Here is a 23,047-nt window from a genome sequence, read left to right as displayed (position 1 = left end):
GGCCGGGAATGCGGAGGCAGTTGCTTTGCATTGCCTCGACAAGGTTCAGGGAGAAACCATGCAGGAAACGGATTTCGTCAGCGGATTCGCGCGAGGCCTGAAGGTCATCGAGGCTTTTGGCGAGACCACGCCGCGGCTGGCGATCGCCGATGTGGCGAAGGCGACGGGGCTCGATCGGGCGACGGCCCGCCGCTGCCTGCTCACCTTGGCCGAACTTGGTTATGCCGATTATGATGGAAAATTCTTCGTGCTGACGCCGAAGATTTTGCGGCTCGGTCATGCCTATCTCTCCGCCACCCCCCTGCCCCACATTGTCCAGCCTTTTCTCGACAAGCTCGCCGAGGAGGTTCACCAGAGCGCATCCGCAAGCGTGCTCGATGGCACCGAGGTCGTTTATATCGCCCGCGCCTCGCAGAAGCGGGTGATGTCGATCAACCTGATGCCCGGCAGCCGCCTCCCCGCCTATTGCGCCTCGATGGGCCGCGTCCTGCTCGCGGCCATGCCCGACGGCGAAAGCCTGGCGCTCCTGAAACAGAGCAACCTCAAATCCTTCACGCCCCGCACGCTGACCGACCCCATCCGGCTGATGGAGGAGCTTGCCCGCGTCCGCGAACGGGGTTTTGCGGTCATCGATCAGGAACTGGAGCTCGGCCTCTGTTCGATCGCGGTGCCGCTCGAAAACGATCGCGGCCGGGTGGTCGCCGCGATCAATATCGGCGCGCCGGCGGCCAGCGTCCCCGCGGCCGAAATGGCCGAGCGTTACCTGGAGCCGCTGAAGGGCGTTGCAAGGCTTCTGAAATCGCTGCTGCGCTGAACCCATCAGCGCCGTGAATCGATGAGGCCGGATCGATTCAATCATGTCGTTGGACGGCAGAATCCGGACTTGCGATTCTGCCGGCATGACCAGCGAACCGCTTCTCCTCACGCGCCGCGACCCCGCCCGCAACATGGCCCGCTTCTACGTGCTTACCGTCGAGCCCGATCTTTTCGATGGCGCAGCGCTCACCCGCAACTGGGGCCGCATCGGCACCAAGGGGCGTTTCCGCATCGATCTGTTCGGCTCGCGGCAGGAGGCGGAACGCCGGCTGGTCGCGCTTGTCCGCAGCAAGGTGAAGCGCGGTTATCGGCAGCGGCGGAGCCAGGTTGACAGCTGTCAACTCGAGCCCACCCTTTAGCGGGTAGCCTTACGCCAGCCCGCTGACCGTGCCTCATCTTCGCTGCAGAACCATCGCTCTCCGTATTGCCTGCTAATAATAGTGGCGTTGTAATCCAGCTGTCCGGGAACATGAAAGATTCGTTCCCGGGAGTTGGTGGAGACATTACCTTTGATGTTGCAGGCGGGGTCGTACCACTCGCGGGGCGCAATTGCGTAGCCGCCAGTCGTGGTGAAAGCGGCGTGTGAGGCGGCGACTACCAGAAGCGGAAATTTGCTCATGGCCGAATATAGCGGCCCGGTTCTTATATCCTCTTCCCCTGGTCGCTCGAGTTTTAGCAATTGAGGGCTGAGACGTGACGTTGCATCTCGACAGACGTCCTTGAGCAACGGGCAGGTTGACAGCTGTCAACTCGCCTCCGCATGATCCTTGGGGATGGCGGGTGAGCCTCTATGGCCGTTGCCGGCGATTGATGGTCTAACCGAAACGTCAGGGGACGCCTGCCCTGGGGAGGGATCATGAAGCGCATAACCGGTAACCGTTTGAGGCTGTCGCTTTTGATCCTGTTCGGCTGGGCGCTGATCGGGTGGCTTGCAGGTGCGCTTCTGGCGCTTGTCGGTGAGCCTTCCTTCGATCTCGGCGGCATTTCCATTCCGAAGGCATTGCTCTACGCCGTCATTTTCCTGATCGGCATGTCGGCTCTGTTCGACAGCCGGGAAGTCGGCCTTACCGCGCCGATTTCCGGGCGTTCGCTGCTGCTGGTATGGCTGCCAGGTCTTTATGCCGTCTGCTTCCTGCTGCTGGCGGCCTGGTCCGGCCTTCCCTCGATCGCGCTGGCATCCTCGCTGCTTGTCTCGACGACGCTTGGAGCGGCCTCGCAGGAACTGATGTTCCGGGGCATCCTGTTTGCGGGATTGCGATCCCGCTATTCGGCCCTCAAGACGACGTGGATATCGGGCATTTTCGCCGGCATCGCCTGGTTCCCCGTCTGGATCTGGTACGGCGCCTGGGAACAAGGGGTTGCCGATACGATCCTCGGCTTCCTGCTGAGCATTCTGTTCTCGGCAATCCGCGTCAGAACCGGCTCGCTTTATCCCGGCATCCTGCTGCATGCGGTTTGGAGCTATTGCCTCACGCTGCTGAGGTTGAGCGGGGAGGGCGTGTTCTGGAGCCAACTGCTCTTCATCGCCCTCGTCGTTCCCCTTCCGATCTATGGGCTGTTCCTGCTGCGGAAGAAGGCTCTTGCGGCCATGCCGGACGTCGCAGTTGGTTGACGAACGGCCGCAAGATATCCGAAGGCGATCGGCAGTTGACAGCTGTCAACTTGATGATGGGGTTGAGAATAATCCCTGATGTTATTGCCCTGGATTTGAGAGCACGAGCGATGAAATAGTTTCGTCCCCGCCCGTTTCCGGCAGGTTATGCTTGCATCCAGCAAATGCCGGGGAAAACGACGGATGACCACGCTTAATGTCTTGTTAACCAAAAAATCCTTGACGCGAATCGCCGTGTCGCCCACGTTGGTAACGGCGGGAGGCGAAGAATTTCCGTTTAAGCGTAACCGGGCGCTCAGCCTGTTAATTCGGTCGCCTACCGTAGAAATCGGTAAAAGAATCGCTGCCCGGTCAACCCGGCTTCACATCGGAGGCCTATCCTGTCTCCGGTGGTCCAAAAAGGAGCAGGGCATGGTCGGCACGAATGAGGAAGAACCCATGGCGGTATCGGCGAAAAAATCGGGCGCTCTCAGCGCGGACGTCGCGGCCAAGCCGCGGATGCTCGCCGACGAGGCGATCGCCAGGGATGCGCGAGCGCTGTCCGAACAGCTGAAGGCGATGCGCGAGCGGCTTTTCCCACCGGCCTCGATGAAAACGCTGAGAGCCTTTTCTTCCGGCGAAGCCGCCAAGCTGATCGGCGTCTCCGACGGTTACCTGCGCCAGCTGTCTTTGGCAGGGGAGGGGCCCCAGCCGGAAACCGGTGCCGGCGGACGGCGCTTCTATTCGCTCGCCGATATCAATGCGCTCCGCCACTATCTCGCCGACCAGGCGCTCGCCAAAGGCAACCATGCCAAGGCGCGTTCCTATCTGCCGCATCGCGACAGCGCCCGCGGCGAACATCTGCAGGTCATCTCGGTCACCAATTTTAAGGGTGGTTCCGGCAAGACCACGTCCGCCGTGCATCTGGCGCAATATCTCGGCCTGACCGGCCACCGGGTGCTGGCGATCGATCTCGATCCGCAGGCTTCGCTCTCTGCACTGTTCGGTTATCAGCCGGAGCTGGATCTCACCGGCAACGACACGCTTTACGGCGCAATCCGCTACGATGCCGAGCAGCGTCCGCTTTCGGACATCATCCGCGGCACCTATTTCCCGGGCGTCGATATCATCCCCGGCAATATCGAGCTGCAGGAATTCGAGCATGTGACGCCGCAGGCGCTGGCACGCCGGCAGGAAGGCCAGGACGCCGGGCCGCTGTTCTTCGCCCGCATCCAGGCGGCCATCCAGACGGTTGAGGCCGATTACGACGTGGTGGTGATCGACTGCCCGCCGCAGCTCGGTTACCTGACGCTGTCGGCGCTCTGCGCCTCCACCTCGGTCGTCGTCACCGTGCATCCGCAGATGCTCGACGTCGCGTCGATGAACCAGTTCCTGTTCATGACCTCCGACCTGCTGTCGGTGGTGCGCGAGGCGGGCGGCACCCTGAATTTCGATTTCCTGCGCTATCTCGTCACCCGGTTTGAGCCGAACGACGGGCCGCAGGCGCAGATCGTCGGTTTCATGCGTTCGCTGTTCGGCGAACGGGTGCTGACCGCGCCGATGCTGAAATCGACAGCGGTATCGGATGCCGGCCTCACCAAGCAGACGCTCTACGAGGTCGGCCGCGAGAATTTCACCCGCACCACTTATGACCGGGCCGTGGAAGCAATGAATGCCGTCAACGGCGAGGTCGAGGCTCTGATCCACTCCGCCTGGGGATGGTGAGGCGCAAGCAGGACATCAAGAGAAGGCGATGACGATGGCTGGAAGCCGCAAGAACGAGTTGAGGGCGCTGTTTGCGGGAGGACTTGCACCGAGCGAGCCGGCCCGTGCGCCTGAAACCAAATCCATGCCCGAAGCCGAAACCGGCCCGGTTGCGGCGGGGGAGGGGGCGCCGCCGCCCCGCAGCGCATCCGGGGCCGTCAAGGCGATGGGCCTGTCGCTTGGCACCATGACCCGCGATGCGGATGAGGCGCGGGCGCTGCGCCAGGCGCTCAGTGACGGCGAACGCGTCGTCAATGTCCATCCGGACAAGATCGATTCCTCTTTCATCGAGGATCGGCTGCGGCTCGACGATCGCGATGACGAGGATTTCGCAGCCCTGATCGACAGCATCCGCGAGAGCGGACAGCAGGTGCCGGTGCTGCTGCGCCCGCATCCGGACAAGAACGGCCGTTACCAGACCGCCTACGGCCACCGCCGCGTGCGCGCCGCCGCCCGCCTGGGGATCGAGGTCAAGGCGATCGTCCGGCCGCTGTCCGACGACGAACTGGTGCTGGCGCAGGGCAAGGAAAATGCCGAACGCCGCAACCTCACCTTCATCGAGCGCGGATTGTTTGCCAAAAACCTCGCAAGCCGGGGTTTCGACCGCAAGGTGATCGGCGATGCGCTCGCGGTGCAGAAGAGCGAATTGTCGCGCCTGATGCAGGTGGTGGACGGCATTCCGGAAAACTTCATCCGCATCATCGGCCCGGCACCAAAGGCCGGCCGTGACCGGTGGATGAAGCTCGGCGAAATGCTGCAATCGGGCGCTGCCCAGAACGCCGCCCATGACGAGATCCATTTCCAGCGGTTCCAGGCGGCCGGCAGCGATCAGCGCTTCCAGTTCCTGTTCGACCGGCTGTTGCGCCGGATCAAACCGGAGGCGCCGAAGCCGAAAGAGCTTAAGGACGGGAGCGGCAAGGTTTTCGCCCGCATCAGGCGCGACGGCAGGGTTCGGCGTATCGAGTTTTCGCCGGATGTCGACGCCGCGTTCATCGACGAGGCGGCGGCCCTGCTGGCTGAACGTTACGAGCGGTTTGTCGCGGATCGGTCAGCCGACAAGGCCTGACGTCTCGTCACGCTAAAGGCTAATATTGACAGGCAATGTATACAGACCTATTGCTAGTATAAGGGTATGGAGGGAAATAGGGCTGGCCGGCGACTTTCCTGGCCGGGTGGGGAATTCCGTTTTTCATGCGGGTTTTCTTCAGGCGCGCAAATTTTGATCGGCGCCGATCGATTTGAGGGGCCGTTTTCCGTGAGAAACGCTGTTGACGGCGAAATTGTATACATAGATCCGTAAAGTAACCCGGACTGGAGCTGGAATTTCTGGCCAGGACGTCCGGTCGACGAAAACGGAAGCGATTGGGATTTGAGGCTATCGTCACCCGTTGACTGTTGGTTCCAATGTCCCCGATATATCCCACAGGCTGTGATGGGCTGGGGGCCGCAAGGAGGACGCGGCCTGTCACGAGGAGCTTTGAGAACAGGTCGTCTAGAGGAGGAAAGAGAATGATTACCAGAAGAACATTGATGGCTGCGGCAGGTCTCGCCATGGGCGGTCTCGTTGCCATTCCGGCAGCCGCGCAGGAAACGGTCAAGATTGGCCTCATCCTGCCGATGACCGGCCCGTTCGCGTCCACCGGCCGCCAGGTCGAAGCGGGCGTCAAGGCCTATATGGCGCTGAACGGCGATACGGTCGCCGGCAAGAAGATCGAAGTCGTGCTGCGCGACGACGGCGGTGTTGCCGACCAGACCCGCCGCATCGCCCAGGAGCTCGTCGTCAATGACGGCGCCAAGATGCTGATGGGCTTTGGCCTGACGCCGCTTGCCATGTCCGTTGCACCGGTTCTCAACCAGGCGAAGATCCCGGCGATCATCACTTCGGCGACGACCTCGGCGATCATGCCGCAGTCGCAATATTACGTCCGCACCTCGATGGGCGGCCCGCAGTCCGCCGTTCCGGTGGCCACCTGGGCGGTGCAGAACAATCTGAAGAAGGTCGTGACGCTGGTCTCCGATTACGGTCCGGGGATCGACATCGAGCAGGGTTTCACCAATCAGTTCAAGAAGGAAGGCGGCACGATCGTCGAGGCGATCCGCGTTCCGCTGGCGAACCCGGATTTCGCGCCCTTCCTGCAGCGCGTTCGTGACGCCAAGCCCGACGCGGTCTTCGCCTTCGTGCCGGCCGGCATCGGCGCGCAGTTCATGAAGCAATATGTCGACCGCGGCCTGGCCGACGCCGGCATCAAGCTGATCGCCACCGGCGACGTCACCGACGACGACCTGCTGAACGGCATGGGTCCGGCCGCCAAGGGCGTGATCACCGGCCATTTCTACTCGACCCTGCACGACAGCCCGGAAAACAAGGCTTTCGTCGCCCAGGTGAAGAAGGCCAGCAACAACATGCGCCCGAACTTCATGGGTGTCGGCGGGTATGACGCCATGACGCTCGCCTATATGGCGCTGAAGAAGACCAATGGCGATACCGACGGCACCAAGCTGATCGAAGCCATGAAGGGTGCCACCTGGGTAAGCCCGCGCGGCCCGATCACCATCGATCCGGCCACCCGCGACATCGTCCAGGACATCTACATGCGCGAAGTCAAGGAAGTGAACGGCGAACTCTACAACGTCGAGTTCGCGACCTTCCCGAAGATCAAGGACCCGAACGCCAAGTAAGCGGATTGATCTCACTCAGACAGGAATGGCGGGCTTCGGCCCGCCGTTTTCGTTTGGAATATGGGATGCGTTTACGGTTTCGTAGTCACGCGCCGACCGTGAGCACGACCTTGCCCTGGATATGCCCCCTGGCGGCTCGTTCATGAGCCTTGCGAGTGTCGGCGAGCGGATAGGTGCTGTCGAGGACGACGCGGATCGTCCCGTCGTCGAGCAAGCGCGCGAGTTCGCCTAACTGAACTCCGCTCGAACGAACCTGGGTGGTCGAGACGGTGACGCCGAGCTTTTCGGCCTCCTCGGCATCGGAAAAGCCTAATGGGTAGACCGGGAACAACGCACCGCCGCGCTTCAGTGTGCGCAGGAAACGGCCGGTGGTCGGCCCGCCGAGGGCGTCGACGACAAGATCAATGTCATGCGCAACCTCTTCGGGCGGCGTTTTTGTGTAATCGATGAATTCGTCGGCCCCGAGTTCCCGTAACAGCGCCTCATGCTTGCCGGATGCCACGGCGATGACATGCGCACCTTTCAATTTCGCGATCTGCACCGCGAAGTGCCCGACGCCGCCTGCCGCGCCGTTGACGAGGACGGTCTTGCCTTCGAGCGGCACCGGCTGATGTTTATGTGGCTGAAGCGGGTTCGGTTCATCGTGCCCCAGCGAGATCATGAACTGCCACGCTGTCAGCAGCGACATCGGCGCTCCGGCGGCATGCGCATGATCGATGCCGGCGGGCTTGAGCGCAAGTTCCGACGCCGGCACGCTGACATATTCGGCATAGGCCCTGCTTTCCCCGACGCTGAAAAAGCGGACCATGGAGTAGACGCCGTCTCCGACGGAAAAACCCCTGACGTCATCAGCCACCGCCTCGACAACGCCGGACACATCCGTGCCGAGGATGATCGGGAAAGGCACTTGCGGCCGCCATTCCGGAGGAAGCGCCTTGTAGCCATCGCGCAGATACCAGTCGGGCGGGTTGATCCCAATGGCATGGACGCGAACGAGGACTTCCCCCGGATTCAATTCCGGCTTCGGCGCATCCTCGTAGCGCAGCACTTCAGGGCCGCCGTATTCGTGAATCCGGATGGCTTTCATTGTTTCGGTCGACATCGCTTTCTCCGTCGCGGCAGGTGTGCTAACTAATGCGGAGCACTGTTCCGCTTGATATCCGGAGCACTGTTCCGATTGTCAAGGGATGCGATGCGAGCCGACGCCAAAAAGAACTACGATCAGCTACTCGCCGTCGCGCGTCAGGTCGTCACCGAACAGGGCGCCGACGCGTCGTTGCGCGACGTTGCTCGCAAGGCGGGCGTAGGGCTTGGCACGCTTTATCGCCACTTCCCGACCCGGGAAGCGCTGCTTGAGGCCTTGCTTCGCACGAAGTTCGACGAGTCGGCGCAAAGGGCGAGTGAGCTTGAAATGTGGGACAATGCCGGAAACGCCCTCGTGACATGGCTGCGAGAGGCCATCGCGATGACCCACACCTATAGGGGCGCCATTGCGCCGATGGTTGCGGCAATCGTTGATGAAGGCTCCGCGCTCCACGCCTCATGCGTCAGCTTGCGCGCAGCCGGCACGCGGCTTCTTGTCCGGGCGCAGGCGGAAGGCGTGGCGAGAGGCGACATGGATGGCAATGACCTGTTCGCGCTGATCAGCGCCCTGGCGTGGCTCGCCGACCAGCCTCCGCTTGTGCCGCGCGCGGATCATCTTTTCGACGTTATATCGAGCGCGATCCTGACGGATAGACAAAAGTCCGCTGTTTCTTGAGAGTGAATACGCCAATGGGACGCATGAGTGTCACGATGTGCGTCGGTGGGGATCGCAGTTGCACGCGGGTGCCGGTGCTCCCAGGCAACCCATTTGTCAGACGGCCGATGTCGCTTTGAACACCGCAAGCTGAGCGTCGAAAGCACGTTTGTAGGCGGACCGTGCTTCCGCGCGGGCGGTATAGGCGGAGAGGTTTGGGAAGGCGTCCAGCATGTCCGACGATGCTTGCAACCTGAGCAGCACCGTCACCATCAGCAGGTCGCCGGCGCTGAACGCACCATCGAGCCAGTCGGCGTCGCCAAGGTGGCGGGAAAGGTCGACCAGCCGGTTGCGGATGGTGCCGTCGAGCGCGCGCAAACGCTGCTCGTACCAGGGTTCGTCACGCTCAAGGATCCGGACGAGGCTGCGGTCGAAGATCGGCGGCTCCACCGTGTTGAGCGCGGCAAACATCCACGCGATCGCCCGCGCCCGGGCATTTACGTCTTCCGGCAGCAGGCCGCCGTGGCGTTCGGCGATATGGAACACGATCGCCCCGGATTCGAACAGGACGAGATCGCCGTCTTCATAGGTCGGAATCTGCCCGAAAGGCTGAAGTGCCAGATGCGCGGGTTCCTTCATTGCCTTGAACGACAGAAGACGAACGTCGTAAGGCTGGCCCGCTTCTTCGAGCGCCCAGCGAACGCGCATGTCGCGCGCCAGCCCTCTGCCGCGATCGGGCGACTGTTCAAAGGCGGTAATGGTAATGGTCATTGGTGCTCTCCGTAGCGTGTTTGTCTTGAAGACGGTCGGCTAAACGGGATTCCGACACCTTTGCCCAAGATAATCCTTGCAGTCGGTCCAAATACAGATCCGCAGAACATGGATCGAGTTTGGCGGTTCGTCCATTGTCGTCGTATGCATGGTTCCGACAAAGAGCGGGCGACCGCTCATCTACCGCAGGAGGCCCTGCAAACAGACGGAGTTTTAAGATTGAGCGTTGCCTTCACCAAGGAAGAGAGTTCTGAAACCGCTTCGGAAACCCTGCTGCCGGATCGTCCGATTTCGCCGCATCCGAACCTTGTGACGGAAGCGGGGCTGAAGGCGCTGGAACTGCAGCTCGCGCAGGCACGCGAGGCCTATGGCGCGGCGAGCGTGATCGAGGACATCAATGAACGGCGGCGCCAGCAGGCAAATCCGTTGCGCGACGCGCGCTATTTTGCAGCGAGAGTTCACACGGCCCAGCTCGTCCCGGATCCGACCTCATCCGACAGTGTCGCCTTTGGCAGCACCGTGACCTTCAGCCGCGACGATGGGCGCGTCCAGACCTACCGGATCGTCGGAGAGGATGAGGCGGACCCCAAGGCCGGATCGATTTCCTTCGTTTCGCCGGTCGCAAGGCTGCTGATGGGCAAGGCTGTCGGAGATGTCGTCGAGGCCGGCGGTCAGGAGTTGGAGATCCTTGCAATCTCCTGAAATGCTCATATAGCCGCTGTATACGTGTTCAAACGGGCGAATGACGGGTTGAGCAGGCGTTCCGCAATGGCTATCAGGTGCTGACCGCAAACGAACCTTCCGCGAACCACAAGGCGCATCCCGGCATGACCCCAGATTTCCTCGTCACCCATTCGGGTGGCTTCCATGCCGACGAACTGCTATCGAGCGTCGTCCTGAGCCGGCTTTTCCCAAAGGCTCGGATCGTTCGCAGCCGCGCGCCGGAATGGATCACGCCTGGTGCCGACCGCGTCATCTACGATGTCGGCGGCGCCTATGACGCTGCGGCCCAAATCTTCGATCACCACCAGCGCGGTGCGCCGTTGCGCGGCGACGGCCAGCCTTTCAGCTCGTTCGGGCTGGTCTGGAAACATTACGGCCGCGATTACCTCGCCGCCCTCAGCCTTCCGCAGGCCCATATCGAGGCTCTGCACGCCTCTTTCGATGCGAGCTTCGTGCTTCCGATCGATCTGATGGACAATGGCGCGCTCAGCCCCTCGATTGCGGGACCACTGGCCGGGCTCACTCTGCCATCTCTCCTGGAAACCCTGAAACCCGTGTTCGACGAAAAAGACCCGGAAGCAGAAAACCGCACCTTTCACGCGGCACTTGCGATCGCCGGCAGTTTCGTCGAGGCACGGATTGCCCAGAGCTCTGCCAAACTGCGGGCCGAGGCGCTCGTGCATCAGGCAATCGTGGATACGGGCGAGGGGCGCATTCTCGAATTGCCGACGGGAATGCCGTTCCGCCCGGCAATCGTCAAGGCGGGCGCCGATCACCTGTTGTTCGTCGTTCACCCGCGCGACAAGGATTGGTGCCTCACGACCATCCGCCGAGCGGACGAAGGTTTCGAGGTGCGCGCCGATCTGCCGGCGGCCTGGGCCGGCCTGACCGATCGCGATCTCGAGGCAGCCTGCGGCGTCGAGGGCGCGAGCTTCTGCCATAACGGCCGGTTCATTGCGGCCGCCAGAACCCGCGAGGCGGCGCTCGCCATGGCCGAGCTGGCGGTCCGGGAAGCCGTTTCCAACGGGACCAGGTAGGGGCGACAAGGAACGGGCGGCAGCCAAGGAGGCGCGGTCGAGGGCGGGGCTTCCGCTTCCGACCTCTGCCAGATGTGCTAGAACAGCCCATCATGAGTTTCTCGCAGCCCGCGTCGTCATCCACGATCCTGCATCACAGCCTCAGGCATCTGAGGGCGTTCCTCGCGGTCGTCGATACCGGCTCGGTGACCAAGGCGGCGGAACTCTGCTTCGTCTCCCAGCCGGCGGTCACCCAGGCGTTGTCGAAGATCGAAAAAACCGCCGGCCTGCCGCTGTTTTCCCGCACGCCGCAGCGGATCTTTGCCAACGGCGCCGGTGAAATCCTGGCGCTGCGCATCAAGCGCGCCTTCGCATACCTTGATCCCGCGTTGTCGGAACTGTCGCCGAGACTGCGGGTGACGGCGACGACCGCGCAGCTGAAATCGCTGATCGCGGTCCGCGAAACCGAGAATTTTACGCTCGCGGCGGCCCGGCTGGGCCTCAGCCAGCCGGCGGTCTATCGCGCCGTCAGCCAGCTCGAAGAGGAGGCGGCGCGTCCGCTGTTCGAACGGACGTCCTACGGCATCGTTGCGACGCGCGCGGCCCATGCTCTTGCCCAGGCGGCAAGGCTTGCCTTCATCGAGCTCGAACAGGCGGATGCGGATCTTGCGGAACTGACGGCGGCCGAGATCGGCCAGATCGTCATCGGCGCCACGCCGCTTGCCAAATCCTATGTGCTGCCGAAGGCGATCGCCGGTTTCCGCAAGATCCGCCCGAACCTGCCGATCCAGATCCAGGAAGGGCCTTACCCGGACCTGCTGGGCGCTCTTCGCCGCGGCGAGGTGGATTTCATGCTCGGCGCGCTTCGGGTGCCGGCGCCGATCGGCGATGTGGAGCAGAAGGTGCTGTTTCACGACACGGTGGTCATGGTTTCGGGGCAGGCGCATCCGCTGGCCGGCCGTGAGGAACTGACCGTCGAGGAGCTTGCCGCTTTCCCCTGGGTCGTCAACCAGAGCGGCACACCGATGCGCCGGTATTTCGACAGCGTCTTTACCGGTTCGGCAAGCGGGCCGCCGAAGAGCATCGTCGAAACCGGCTCACTGATCCTGATGCGCGAGCTTCTGGATTCCAGCGACCATCTCGGCTGCACCTCCCGCCTTCAGGCGGAAGCGGAGATCGCCCGCGGGCTGATGCGGGCGCTGCCCTTTGATCTCAGCCACACGTCGCGGCCGATCGGGGTGACGACGAGAAGGGACTGGCTGCCGACGGCGGCACAGCAGGCGTTTCTGGAGCTTCTGCCGACCTGGTCCGAGCGCCCGGCCGATCGATCGCTATAACCAGAACTTATAAGTCCGGCAGATGAACTGATTAAGCCTGAAGACACAGGCCGGCTAGTGTGCAAATGCGCCAGACAGGTGGAGAGATTGGCGTTTGGGGCGAGCACCGCGGTGTTCCGTCCTCTGGAGGTTAACAAAAAGTTGAGAATGGCGGGGCGCCAAGGCACCCGGGCCCGTTGACTGACATATCGACCGTCTACGATATAGGCTACCAGTTATGACAGGGGCCGAGCTCAAAGCCCGGATGCTGTCCGGCAAGGCGTCTATAAGAAAATATCGCGCTCTGAGGAGGAGGGAAACATGCTCAATAGAAGAACGCTCATCGCAGCGGCAGGCGTGGCGCTCAGTTGCCTGGCTGCCATTCCGGCGGCCGCCCAGGAAACCATCAAGATCGGCCTCATCCTGCCGATGACCGGTCCGTTCGCATCGACCGGCCGCCAGGTTTCGGCCGGCGCCAAGACCTTCATGGCGATGAAGGGCGACACCGTCGCCGGCAAGAAGATCGAACTCGTCATCCGCGACGACGCCGGCACGGCCGACCAGACCCGCCGCATCGCCCAGGAATTGGTTGTCAACGACGGCGCCAAGGTTCTGGCCGGCTTCGGCCTGACGCCGCTCGCCATGGCGGTCGCCCCCGTCGCGACCCAGGCGAAAATCCCGTCGGTGGTGATGGCCGCCGGCACGGCTTCGATCACCAAGGCGTCGGAATACATCACCCGCACCTCCGGCACCCTGCCGCAATATTCGCTGCCGGTCGGCACCTGGGCTGCCGCCAACAAGATCAAGAAGGTGGTGACGCTCGTTTCCGACTACGGTCCGGGCATCGATGCCGAGAAGTGGTTCACCAAGGAATTCAAGGCCAAGGGCGGCGAGATCGTCGAGGCCGTGCGCGTGCCGCTCGCCAACCCCGATTTCGCGCCCTTCCTGCAGCGCGTCCGAGACGCCAAGCCCGATGCGGTCTTCGTGTTCCTGCCGTCGGGTGCCGGTTCGCTGTTCATGAAGCAGTTCGCAGACCGCGGCCTCGCCGATGCCGGCATCAAGCTGATTGCGACAGGCGACGTCACCGACGATGATATCCTCAACTCGATGGGCAAGCCGGCAATCGGCACCATCACCGGCCATTTTTATGCCACGGCGCATGACAGCCCGGAAAACAAGGCCTATGTCGCAGCCTTCAAGAAGACCAATGCCGACATGCGCCCGAACTTCATGTCGGTCGGCGGTTTCGACGGCATGGCGCTGATCTACGCTGCGCTCGAAAAGACTAAGGGCGACGTCACCGGCCCGGCCTTCATGGCAGCTGTCAAGGGCCTCTCCTGGACGAGCCCGCGTGGTCCCGTCTCGATCGATCCGGAAACCCGCGACATCATTCAGAACATCTACATCCGCGAGGTCAAGGACGTGAACGGCGAGCTGCAGAACGTCGAGTTCCAGACGTTCAAGGATCTCAAGGATCCGGAAAAGGCCGACGCCAAGTAAGGCGCTTTGCAAACGGACGGCGGTAGACAGCTTCCGCCGCTTCCGGTGCAAAAAATATCCTGGCATCCTTGTTCTTGACCACAGTCTCCCGAGTGGGAATGTTAGGATCTGTTGATCGGTAAACGGGCGCGCGGCCGCGGGTGGAAAAAAACGCCGGCGGTCGCTCTCAAAGAAGAGCCAAATGCTTACAATCCTGTTCGACGGCATCGCTTATGGGATGCTGCTTTTCATTCTGGCCTGCGGGCTGACGGTGACGCTCGGTCTGATGAACTTCATCAACCTGGCGCATGGCGCCTTTGCCATGGCTGGCGGCTACGTGACCGTGGTGATGATGAACCGCTACGGCATCTCCTTCTACTGGTGCCTGCCGGCGGCTTTCATCGTTTCGGCGCTGATCGGCCTCGTGCTGGAACGGACGCTCTACCAGTGGCTCTACCAGGCAAGCCATCTGGACCAGGTTCTGTTCTCGATCGGCATCGTGTTCATGGCGATCGCCGCGACCGACTATTTTATAGGTGGCCAGCAGCAGCTGATCAACCTGCCGCCGGAACTCTCCGGCCGCATGGATGTGTTCGGCGTCGGCGTCGGTCGTTACCGGCTCTTCACCATCGTCGTCTGCGCCGCGCTTGCGCTGGCGCTGCAACTGATCCTCTCGAAGACCCGCTTCGGCAGCCGGCTGCGCGCAGCCGTCGACGACCGGCGCGTCGCCATGGGCCTCGGCATCAACGTGCCGCTCGTCTTCGCGCTCACCTTCGCCTTCGGTTCGGGCCTTGCCGGCCTCGGCGGGGCGATGGGCGCTGAAATCCTCGGGCTCGATCCGAACTTCCCGCTGAAATTCATGATCTACTTCCTCATCGTCGTCTCCGTCGGCGGCACGTCCACTGTCTCCGGCCCATTCCTCGCCGCTCTGCTGCTCGGCATTGCCGACGTGGCCGGCAAATATTACGTGCCGGCGATCGGTCCCTTCGTCATCTACGGACTGATGATCGTCATGCTGATCGTGCGGCCGAACGGCCTGTTCTCAAGGGGCGGCCGATGAGCGTTCTTCCTCAGGAAACCACCGTGTCCGCAAATTCCTCCACCGCTGCAGCCGAGACCCGTGCTGCCAAGCTGATGAAGCGACGGAGCCGCATCCGCTTCTACGAGATCATCGTCTGGATCGCCGCGATCGCCGCTTATTTCCTGCTGCCGTCGAAGATGCTGATCCTCACCGAGATCGCCATCCTCGCGTTGTTTGCCGTATCGCTCGACCTGGTGCTCGGTTTCGCCGGCATCGTCTCGCTCGGCCACACCGCCTTCTTCGGCCTCGGCGCCTATGTGGCGGGCCTGATGGCGCAGCACTATTTCGCCGAACCGGTGACCGGATTGATCGTCGCGGGCGTTGCCTCCGGCGTGCTCGGCCTGCTCACCAGCTTCCTCATCCTGCGCGGCTCCGACCTTACCCGCCTGATGACCACGCTCGGCATCGGCCTGATGATGGCGGAAGTCGCCAACCAGATGGCCTGGCTGACCGGCGGCGCCGATGGCCTCAGCGGTTTTTCGCCCGGGCCGATCCTCGGCATGTTCGAGTTCGACCTGTTCGGCAAGGTCGGTTATCTCTATTGCGTCGGCGTGCTCTTCATCGGCACGATGATCATGCGGCGCATTGCCTTTTCACCTTTCGGCCTGTCGCTGAAGGCGATCAAGGGCAATTCGATGCGCTCCGCCATGGTCGCCGTGCCGGCGCGCAAGCGCATCGTCACCGCCTATACGGTCGCGGCCGTGTTTGCCGGCATGGCGGGGGCACTGCTCACCCAGACGACCGCCTTCGTCTCGCCCGACGTGCTCGCCTTCCATCGCTCGGCCGACGTCCTGCTGGTGCTCGTCATCGGCGGTACCGGCTATCTCTATGGCGGCATCTTCGGGGCGATCCTGTTCACGCTGGTCAAGGACTGGCTGTCGGTGATCACCCCGCAATACTGGATGTTCTATATCGGCATGCTGCTCGTCATCCTGGTGCTGGTCGGCCGTGACCGGCTGTCGCGCTGGGTCGAATACCTGCCCGAGCGCCTCTCGAAGAAGGAGGACCGCTGATGAGCGAGATCGTTCTCGAAACCAGGCATCTGGTGCGCCGCTTCGGTGCCTTCCTTGCCACCAATGACGTCAGCCTGAAGGTGGAGCGCGGCGCCCGCCACGCGCTGATCGGCCCGAACGGCGCCGGCAAGACGACGCTGATCAACCTCCTGACCGGCGTGCTGCCGCCTTCGGAAGGCCAGGTTTTCCTCGAAGGCGAGGACATCACCTCAATGGCCTCGTTCCGGCGCGTCAAGCGCGGGCTCACCCGCACCTTCCAGATCAACCAGCTGTTCAACGAGTTCACCCCGCTCGAAACCGTGGCGCTGGCAATCGCCGAGCGCGAAGGCGTCGGCCACAATCTGTGGCGGTCGATCGCCGGTTACGGCAAGGTGGTCGACGAGGCGGCAGCCCTGCTGGCCCGTTTCGGCCTGGCCTCTGTCATGGGCGAGCGCACCGTGATCCTGCCCTATGGCAAGCAGCGCCTGCTCGAGATCGCGCTCGCCTTTGCATCAAAGCCCCGTGTTCTGCTGCTCGACGAACCGGCGGCCGGCGTGCCCGAAGACGAACGGCACGAAGTGCTGCAGATCGTCTCCGACCTTCCGGCCGACGTCACCGTGCTGCTGATCGAGCACGACATGGATCTGGTCTTTTCGTTCGCCAACCGGATTTCGGTTCTGGTGGCGGGCGCCGTCTTCGTCGAGGGAACGGTTGCGGAAATCTCCGCCGATCCGCGCGTCAAGGCGGTCTATCTCGGAGAAAACGCATGAGCGCCCCGGTTCTGGTCACCGAAAAACTGGTCGCGGGTTACGGCGAGGCGAGCGTTCTCGCCGGTATCAGCCTGACGATCCGCGAGGGTCGCACGCTGGCGTTGCTCGGCCGCAACGGCACGGGCAAGACGACCTTCGTCAATACGCTCGCCGGCGTCACCACCCATCATTCGGGCTCGATCCACCTGATGGGGCGCGACGTCACGAAACTGCGCGCCGATCGCCGCGCCGCGGCGGGAATCGGCTGGGTGCCGCAGGAGCGCAACATCTTCAAGTCGCTGACCGTCGAGGAAAACATGACGGCGATCGCGCGCCCCGGCGTCTGGACGCTGGAACGGGTCTACACGATGTTCCCGCGTCTCAAGGAGCGCCGCAAGAACCTCGGCAACCAGCTCTCCGGCGGCGAGCAGCAGATGCTGGCGGTCGGGCGGGCGCTGATGGTCAATCCGAAGCTCTTGCTTCTCGATGAGCCGACGGAGGGTCTTGCACCGATCATCGTCGACGAGTTGCTCGCGGCGATCCAGCGGATCACGCAAGGCGAGGGCATGTCGGCTATCATCATCGAGCAGAAGGCCCGCAAGGTGCTGCCGCTCTCCGACGACGCCGTCATCCTCGATCGCGGCGCGATCGTCTATCAGGGGACCAGCGCCGATCTGCTCGCCAACGAGGAGATTCTCGGTCGGCATCTGACCGTGGAAAAGGGTGTCCGGCACTAGTTCGGAAAAGCGCAGGCGTCTTCTTGTCGCCGACGCGCTGTGCGGTTATGCCGCTTGACGGTTCTCAAACAGCACACCGCGCCCGCGCTACATTCAGCGGCCGCCTAGTGCGCCGTTCCGTCGACGATCACGTGGTCGTGGTCCATCGAGCATTTCTCGATGCGGGCATGGACCTTGTAGACGTTGCGCAGCATGTCCACGGTGACCACGTCGCGCGGGTAACCGCAAGCCCGCATGCGGCCGTTGGCGATCACCAGAACCTTGTCGGCAAAGCGGAGCGCCTGGTTGAGATCGTGTATGGCGATCATCACGATCATGCCCTTCGAGCGCGCCCGCCGCTGCATGAAATCGAGCACTTCGACCTGCCGGTGAAGATCGAGCGCGCTGGTCGGCTCGTCCATCAGCATGATTTCCGGTTCGCGAACGAGTGCCTGGGCGATCGACACCAGCTGGCGCTGGCCGCCGGAGAGCGCACCAAGATCCCGAAACGCGATGGCGGTGATGTTGAGCGCCCGCATGATTTCGTCGATGAACGAGAGGTCGCTGTCGCTGACGCTCCAGGACTGGCCCTGCTTGCGGGCGAGAAGGATCGATTCGTAGACGGTCAGCACCGCATTGGCCGAGGTGTCCTGCGGCATGTAGGTGATGGCGTTCTTCGTCCTCGCGCCATCGATGACGATATTGCCGGGCCCCTTCAGGAGGCCCGTGATGCGCTTGAACAGCGTCGACTTGCCGGCGGCGTTGGGGCCGATGACGGCGATCAACTCGCCGGCCTTCATGACCGGCGTCGTCACGTCTTCCACGAACAGCTTGCGGCCGTGATAGGCGCCGACCGATTGCAGTTGCATCGCTACCATGACCGGCTCCGATTCGAGAGGATGAGCGAGAAGAAGAATGGAACGCCGACCAGCGCCGTGATGATGCCGATCGGAAAAACGACGCCCGGAATGATCGACTTCGAGACGATCGAGGTGAGCGACAGCAAAAGCGCTCCCGACAGGATCGAGCCCGGCAGGAAAAAGCGCTGGTCTTCGCCGAGGATCATACGGGCAATATGCGGGCCGACCAGGCCGACGAAACCGATCGTGCCGACGAAGCTGACCGGCACGGCGGCAAGCAGCGAGATGATCAGCATGGTTTCGAGCCGGATGCGCCGGACGTTGACGCCGAAGCTCGCCGCCTTGTCCTCGCCGAGCCGGATCGCGGTCAGCGCCCATGCGTGGCGGGCAAACAGCGGCAGCGCGATCAAGAGGACGGCAAGGGTGATGCCGATTTTCGGCCAGGTCGCCTTGGTAAGGCTGCCCATGGTCCAGAAGACCACGGCCGACAGCGCCTGCTCGGAGGCCAGATATTGCAGGAAGGCGAGCAGCGCGTTGAAGGTGAAGACCAGCGCGATGCCGAGCAGCACGACCGTCTGCACCGAGACGCCGCGCATCTGCGAGATGAAATGGATGAACAGCGTGGCGATCAGCGCCATGACGAAGGCATTGGCCGGCACGAGCAGGGTGGCGGCAACCGGCAGGATGGAGACGCTGGTGACGATCGCCAGCGCGGCGCCGAAGCTGGCGGCGGCCGAGATGCCGAGCGTGAACGGGCTGGCGAGCGGATTGGCAAGAATGGTCTGCATCTGGGCACCGGCAACCGACAGCGCGGCGCCGACGACGATCGCCATGACTGCAACCGGCATGCGGATATCCCAGACCACGGCGCGGATCTGGGCCGAGACGGAGGAGGGGTCGATCAGCGCGGCGACGACTTCGCCGAGGCTGTAGCGGGCCGGCCCCCAGGCGAGATCGACGGCGAACGACAGACAAAGGGCGGCTGTCATGGCAGCGAGGATCACAAGCTTGCGGCGGGCAAGGGCGCGATAGCGCTCCCGCCCGGCTTCAGCTTCGATCGGCAATGCGGCGATCTCGGCCATATCGGGTTACTTCGCCGCCTTGGCGTCGATCCAGTAACCCGGCTGATACGGAACCGGCAGGAATTTCTCGTGGAATTCCTTGAAGGTCGCATCCGGGTCGAGATCGGCGAACAGCTCCGGGTGGAACCATTTTGCCATCCGCTGGACAGCGACGAACTGGTATGGGCTGGTGTAGAACTGATGCCAGATGGCGTGGATATTGCCGCCTGCGACAGCCTTGGAGCCGGTGAAAGCCGCATTCTGCATCAGGGCGTCCAGCGCCTTGCGGCTGCCGTCGAATGCGGGGGCTGCGTTCGGGCCGACATTCACGAAGTCCTTGGCGTCCTTGGTCTGGCTCCAGTTCGAGCCGGTGACGACGACGACATCCGGATTGGAAGCGACGACCTGTTCGGCGTTGATCGAGCCGGTATAGCCCGGAAGGAAATCCGAACCGAGATTATGGCCGCCGGCCCAATCCACCATCAAGCCGAAATTGTCCGGGCCGAAGGTGCCGCAGCACTCGACCAGGCCGGCCGCCCGATACATGAACACATTCGGCTTCTTCGGGTTGGCGGCCTTCAACTTATCGGTCACGCGGGCCATCTGCTGCTTCCAATAGGCGGCGACGGCTGTGGCGCGATCCTCGTGGCCGAAGATCTGGCCGAGAACCTTGAGGCTCGGTTCGGTGTTGTCGAGAATGTGTTCGCGGAAGTCGATATAGACGATCTTCACGCCGATCTTGTTCAGCATCTCCTCGAGCTTCACCTCGTCCGCGGCCTTCTTGTTGCCGATCGGCAGCAGCATGACGTCCGGGTTCAGCTTGACGACGGTCTCGGTCTGCAGCGTGCCGTCGGTCAGGTTGCCGAGGAACGGCAGTTCCTTGCCCTTCGGGAATTTCGCGAGATAGGTGTCGTAGCCATCCTTGTCGGTGGTCAACAGGTCGTTGCGCCAGCCGACGATCCTGGCGAAGGGATCTTCCTTTTCGATCGGGGCGACCGAATAGAGCATCCGGCCTTCGCCGAGAATAACGCGCTCGACCGGCTTGTCGAACTTCACCTCACGGCCGGCGACGTCCTTGAAGGTGAACGACTGCGCCAGCACGGAAAACGGTAGAAGGCTTGCAAGCACAACCGTTGATGTTGCAAGCATTTTCGCGAAATTCATCTGGAAACTCCCCCGATGTCTGATAATGTCCGCATGCATATGAAATATGACTTTTGGAATCAAGTTCTATGTTTTAGAGCTCTTCCAAAGTAGTCTGACTATCGGGGCACCTATTATGAATTCGATGAACTCCAACTATTCCATCCGAGATGAAATCCGCGACTTCTGGTCGGAGAGAGCGGCGACGTTCGACGAGAGTGTCGGCCACGAAATCTTCTCGGAGGAAGAACGCAAGGGCTGGCAGCGGCTGATCCGCAAACATCTGGGCGATGGCACCGGCCGCGCCGCTCTGGATCTTGCCTGCGGCACCGCCGTCATCTCGCATCTGATGAACGACGTCGGTTTCAAGGTCACCGGTCTCGACTGGTCGGATGCGATGCTGGGCCAGGCGCGCGCCAAGGCGAAGAAACGCGGCGCCGATATCCGTTTCGTGTCCGGCGACGCGGAAAACACGATGGAGCCGAAGAACAGCTACGATGTCATCACCAATCGGCATCTGGTCTGGACGCTGGTCGATCCGCCGGCCGCTTTCGCGGAATGGTTCTCAGTCCTGAAGCCGGGCGGCAAAGTGCTGATCCTCGACGGCAACATGGGCAAGGAGACCTGGGTCAAGGGCCTGCAGAAATTCTGGTCGAGGATCACCGGCAAGCCGGCCGCAAGCCACATGACCCCGGCCATGGCGGCGCGTCACCAGAACATCCGCTCGCGCGTCTATTTCTCGGACGCCATGCCGGCGGAAGCGGTGGTCGATCTTTTGACCAAGGCCGGTTTCGTCAACATCGTGGTCGACCGCAAGCTGTCCGACATCCATTGGGCCCAGGCCCGCAAGATGCCGTTCCTGCGTGGCCTGGAGCGCATGGTCCAGGAACGCTTCGCCATCTGCGCGATGAAGCCGGAATAAGCTGCCGATCGAAGGCGGCCCGTGGCGGCCACCTTCGACCCACCGCAAATATGCACAGCATTTATGGCCGCCTGACATGATTGTGACCGGGCTGTGACTGCGGGCATTAACCTTTGACCGCTTTCCCCGAAACCCGGGGGAAGCGCAAAGTCACGCGGATCACGATCCGGTCTCATCCGGGCCTCGCGCGTGCCTCATTTCGGGACCTGCACCCAATGCAATTAACCTTGTGATAACCGATCGATTTTTGAATGGGCTATCTTCTGCGCGCGGCCATCGCCGCCGCGGCTCCCTTGCCATTTCCGACCATGGAGACAAGATTGTCCATCAAGCTTTTTGCCCTTTCCGCGCTCGCTCTTTCCGTAATTGCAGCACCCGCCCTTGCCCAGCCCACCCCGAGCATGGTGAAAAAATTCGATGCCTGGGGTCTCTATTCCTACAAGGGCGACGGCGGCACGACCTGCTATGTGCTGACCACGCCGACGCAGATGCAGCCAGCCAATGTCGATCACGGCGACAACTTTTTCCTCGTCGCGCCAAAGCCTTCCGGATCCGGCTTTTATCCGCAGGCGATCATGGGTTACGACCTCAAGGGCGGATCGCAGATGACGGTCACCGTAGACGGCCGAACCTTTGCCCTGGAGCCGAAAGGCAATTCCGGCTGGACGAAACAGGAGAGCGCCGATGCCGCTCTTGTCGCGGCGATGAAATCGGGAAGCAGCATGACGCTCGAAGCGGTCTCCCAGCGCGGCACGCAGACCAGCTACACGTTCTCGCTTTCCGGCGTAAGCGCGGCATTGACCCAGGCGGAGCGCTGCGGCTGACAGGGTTTCGCTCGCGTTGTCATGGCGGATGTGCTATCTGTCATGACAACGATTGGAGCGACTGCCATGAACCTGCAGATACGGGATCCCCGCGCCCGAGAGCTCGCGGAGCGGCTTGCCAAAAAACGTAATGTTAGCATGACCGAGGCGGTCATCGAGGCGCTTGAGGAGAAGCTTTCAAAAGAGGAGCAGGCGGAAACGCCGCTTCAGGAACGCGTGATGAAAATCGTCGATCGCCTTCATGCCATCAAGGGCGGAGAGGGGCGGGACATGACCAAGGATGAAATCGACGAGATGTGGGGCCATTAGTGTTCGTCGATACCTCCGTCATCGTCGCGATCTTTTCCAAGGAGGAGGATGCGCAACAGTGGATAGGCAAGATCGAAGCGGCAGAGAGCCTCTGCACCAGTGCTTTGGTCGTGCTCGAGACTGCCATGAGGCTGTCGACGAAGCTCGACGAGGATCCCCTCGTCATTGAGCAGGGTCTATCTGATTTCTTCAAAGAGACGAAAATCCAGATCGTTCCTATCGAGGAAGCCGATGGCGAGCTGGCGATCCGGGCATTCCGGGATTACGGCAAGGGCAGGGGACACCCAGCCCAGCTTAATCTGGCCGACTGTCTCTCTTATGCCTGCGCTAAAAACCGCGGCCTGTCGCTGCTCTACAAGGGCGCCGATTTCGCACGCACGGACCTGGCCTGAAGTCCCCCGATCGTGTCAAAAATAGCTGGTTTCTCCCATGGCTTTTTGGTGGCACCACCCTAGTTGACGATTGTCAAAAAGGCTGTCCCAGGTGATCGTTGTCAT

25 protein-coding genes are annotated in these 23,047 nt (G+C 62.3%); 19 read left to right on the top strand and 6 right to left on the bottom strand.

Features of this window, described 5'->3' with window-relative positions; all coding sequences use genetic code 11:
- The first annotated feature begins 58 nt into the window (after positions 1–58).
- The gene (locus ACZ9IU_RS22995; protein WP_040123984.1) at positions 59–814 is read left to right on the top strand and encodes an IclR family transcriptional regulator; all 756 of its coding nucleotides are present in this window, start codon (positions 59–61) and stop codon (positions 812–814) included.
- A gap of 85 nt (positions 815–899) precedes the next feature.
- Entirely contained in the window at positions 900–1,175 is a 276-nt protein-coding gene (locus ACZ9IU_RS22990; protein ID WP_051900277.1) for a WGR domain-containing protein, read from the top strand.
- Here ACZ9IU_RS22990 and ACZ9IU_RS22985 read toward each other — a convergent pair.
- Positions 1,172–1,435 (bottom strand): sunset domain-containing protein, encoded by a 264-nt coding sequence (locus ACZ9IU_RS22985; protein ID WP_040123986.1) that lies wholly within the window; start codon positions 1,433–1,435, stop codon positions 1,172–1,174. The genes ACZ9IU_RS22990 and ACZ9IU_RS22985 overlap by 4 nt on opposite strands.
- 237 nt (positions 1,436–1,672) lie before the next feature.
- On the opposite strand from ACZ9IU_RS22985, the gene ACZ9IU_RS22980 reads away from it, so the two are divergent.
- From ACZ9IU_RS22980 to ACZ9IU_RS22965, 4 genes are all read left to right on the top strand, one after another.
- The gene (locus ACZ9IU_RS22980) at positions 1,673–2,428 is read left to right on the top strand and encodes a CPBP family intramembrane glutamic endopeptidase (RefSeq protein ID WP_040123987.1); all 756 of its coding nucleotides are present in this window, start codon (positions 1,673–1,675) and stop codon (positions 2,426–2,428) included.
- 438 nt (positions 2,429–2,866) lie between these two features.
- On the top strand, positions 2,867–4,132 hold the full coding sequence (repA, locus tag ACZ9IU_RS22975; RefSeq protein ID WP_040125666.1) for a plasmid partitioning protein RepA: 1,266 nt from the start codon (positions 2,867–2,869) through the stop codon (positions 4,130–4,132).
- Between the two features lie 34 nt (positions 4,133–4,166).
- Entirely contained in the window at positions 4,167–5,237 is a 1,071-nt protein-coding gene (repB, locus tag ACZ9IU_RS22970) for a plasmid partitioning protein RepB (protein WP_040125667.1), read from the top strand.
- A 443-nt stretch (positions 5,238–5,680) separates the two neighbouring features.
- Complete coding sequence (locus ACZ9IU_RS22965) at positions 5,681–6,850, top strand: ABC transporter substrate-binding protein (protein ID WP_040123989.1); 1,170 nt, start codon at positions 5,681–5,683, stop codon at positions 6,848–6,850.
- Positions 6,851–6,935: 85 nt separating this feature from the next.
- Here ACZ9IU_RS22965 and ACZ9IU_RS22960 read toward each other — a convergent pair whose 3' ends face one another.
- Complete coding sequence (locus ACZ9IU_RS22960; protein WP_040123990.1) at positions 6,936–7,952, bottom strand: NADP-dependent oxidoreductase; 1,017 nt, start codon at positions 7,950–7,952, stop codon at positions 6,936–6,938.
- Between the two features lie 90 nt (positions 7,953–8,042).
- On the opposite strand from ACZ9IU_RS22960, the gene ACZ9IU_RS22955 reads away from it, so the two are divergent.
- Entirely contained in the window at positions 8,043–8,609 is a 567-nt protein-coding gene (locus tag ACZ9IU_RS22955) for a TetR/AcrR family transcriptional regulator (protein WP_040123992.1), read from the top strand.
- Positions 8,610–8,705: 96 nt separating this feature from the next.
- On the opposite strand, the gene ACZ9IU_RS22950 is transcribed toward ACZ9IU_RS22955, so the two are convergent.
- Entirely contained in the window at positions 8,706–9,359 is a 654-nt protein-coding gene (locus tag ACZ9IU_RS22950) for a glutathione S-transferase family protein (protein ID WP_040123993.1), read from the bottom strand.
- A 219-nt stretch (positions 9,360–9,578) separates the two neighbouring features.
- On the opposite strand from ACZ9IU_RS22950, the gene greA reads away from it, so the two are divergent.
- The 8 genes from greA (at position 9,579) to ACZ9IU_RS22910 (ending at position 17,452) form a co-directional block, all read left to right on the top strand.
- The gene (gene greA / locus ACZ9IU_RS22945) at positions 9,579–10,061 is read left to right on the top strand and encodes a transcription elongation factor GreA (protein ID WP_040123995.1); all 483 of its coding nucleotides are present in this window, start codon (positions 9,579–9,581) and stop codon (positions 10,059–10,061) included.
- Between the two features lie 125 nt (positions 10,062–10,186).
- Positions 10,187–11,119, top strand: coding sequence for an MYG1 family protein (locus tag ACZ9IU_RS22940; protein WP_040125668.1), 933 nt, complete (start codon positions 10,187–10,189; stop codon positions 11,117–11,119).
- A gap of 92 nt (positions 11,120–11,211) precedes the next feature.
- A complete protein-coding gene (locus ACZ9IU_RS22935) occupies positions 11,212–12,435 on the top strand; it encodes a LysR family transcriptional regulator (protein ID WP_040123997.1) in 1,224 nt (407 codons plus the stop codon).
- 300 nt (positions 12,436–12,735) lie between these two features.
- Entirely contained in the window at positions 12,736–13,914 is a 1,179-nt protein-coding gene (locus ACZ9IU_RS22930; RefSeq protein ID WP_040123999.1) for an ABC transporter substrate-binding protein, read from the top strand.
- 181 nt (positions 13,915–14,095) lie between these two features.
- The gene (locus tag ACZ9IU_RS22925; protein ID WP_040124000.1) at positions 14,096–14,953 is read left to right on the top strand and encodes a branched-chain amino acid ABC transporter permease; all 858 of its coding nucleotides are present in this window, start codon (positions 14,096–14,098) and stop codon (positions 14,951–14,953) included.
- A complete protein-coding gene (locus tag ACZ9IU_RS22920; RefSeq protein ID WP_040124002.1) occupies positions 14,950–15,987 on the top strand; it encodes a branched-chain amino acid ABC transporter permease in 1,038 nt (345 codons plus the stop codon). Before ACZ9IU_RS22925 ends, ACZ9IU_RS22920 begins: the two co-directional genes overlap by 4 nt.
- On the top strand, positions 15,987–16,736 hold the full coding sequence (locus ACZ9IU_RS22915; protein ID WP_040124003.1) for an ABC transporter ATP-binding protein: 750 nt from the start codon (positions 15,987–15,989) through the stop codon (positions 16,734–16,736). Before ACZ9IU_RS22920 ends, ACZ9IU_RS22915 begins: the two co-directional genes overlap by 1 nt.
- Entirely contained in the window at positions 16,733–17,452 is a 720-nt protein-coding gene (locus tag ACZ9IU_RS22910; RefSeq protein ID WP_040124005.1) for an ABC transporter ATP-binding protein, read from the top strand. The genes ACZ9IU_RS22915 and ACZ9IU_RS22910 overlap by 4 nt, the downstream gene beginning before the upstream one ends.
- Positions 17,453–17,556: 104 nt before the next feature.
- Here the strand turns inward: ACZ9IU_RS22910 and ACZ9IU_RS22905 are convergent, their stop codons facing one another.
- From ACZ9IU_RS22905 to ACZ9IU_RS22895, 3 genes are read right to left on the bottom strand one after another with little or no spacing between them, the layout of a single operon-like run.
- A complete protein-coding gene (locus ACZ9IU_RS22905) occupies positions 17,557–18,309 on the bottom strand; it encodes an ABC transporter ATP-binding protein (protein ID WP_040124006.1) in 753 nt (250 codons plus the stop codon).
- On the bottom strand, positions 18,303–19,373 hold the full coding sequence (locus tag ACZ9IU_RS22900) for a FecCD family ABC transporter permease (RefSeq protein WP_040124008.1): 1,071 nt from the start codon (positions 19,371–19,373) through the stop codon (positions 18,303–18,305). Before ACZ9IU_RS22900 ends, ACZ9IU_RS22905 begins: the two co-directional genes overlap by 7 nt.
- Before the next feature lie 6 nt (positions 19,374–19,379).
- Complete coding sequence (locus ACZ9IU_RS22895; RefSeq protein ID WP_040124010.1) at positions 19,380–20,516, bottom strand: ABC transporter substrate-binding protein; 1,137 nt, start codon at positions 20,514–20,516, stop codon at positions 19,380–19,382.
- 115 nt (positions 20,517–20,631) lie between these two features.
- Here ACZ9IU_RS22895 and ACZ9IU_RS22890 point away from each other — a divergent pair, with 115 nt between their 5' ends.
- From ACZ9IU_RS22890 to ACZ9IU_RS22875, 4 genes are all read left to right on the top strand, one after another.
- Positions 20,632–21,417: a class I SAM-dependent methyltransferase gene (locus ACZ9IU_RS22890; protein ID WP_040124011.1), complete on the top strand. Its 786-nt coding sequence runs from the start codon at positions 20,632–20,634 to the stop codon at positions 21,415–21,417.
- A 308-nt stretch (positions 21,418–21,725) separates the two neighbouring features.
- Positions 21,726–22,241, top strand: coding sequence for an invasion associated locus B family protein (locus ACZ9IU_RS22885; RefSeq protein ID WP_040125669.1), 516 nt, complete (start codon positions 21,726–21,728; stop codon positions 22,239–22,241).
- A 21-nt stretch (positions 22,242–22,262) separates the two neighbouring features.
- A complete protein-coding gene (locus tag ACZ9IU_RS22880) occupies positions 22,263–22,550 on the top strand; it encodes a type II toxin-antitoxin system VapB family antitoxin (protein WP_247037184.1) in 288 nt (95 codons plus the stop codon).
- Positions 22,550–22,942: a type II toxin-antitoxin system VapC family toxin gene (locus ACZ9IU_RS22875; RefSeq protein WP_040124012.1), complete on the top strand. Its 393-nt coding sequence runs from the start codon at positions 22,550–22,552 to the stop codon at positions 22,940–22,942. Before ACZ9IU_RS22880 ends, ACZ9IU_RS22875 begins: the two co-directional genes overlap by 1 nt.
- Positions 22,943–23,047: the final 105 nt, after the last annotated feature.

The organism is Mesorhizobium sp. USDA 4132, assembly GCF_056279545.1.
Note: the sequence above shows the minus strand (reverse complement) of the source record. Positions and strands in the feature narration are given on the sequence as shown.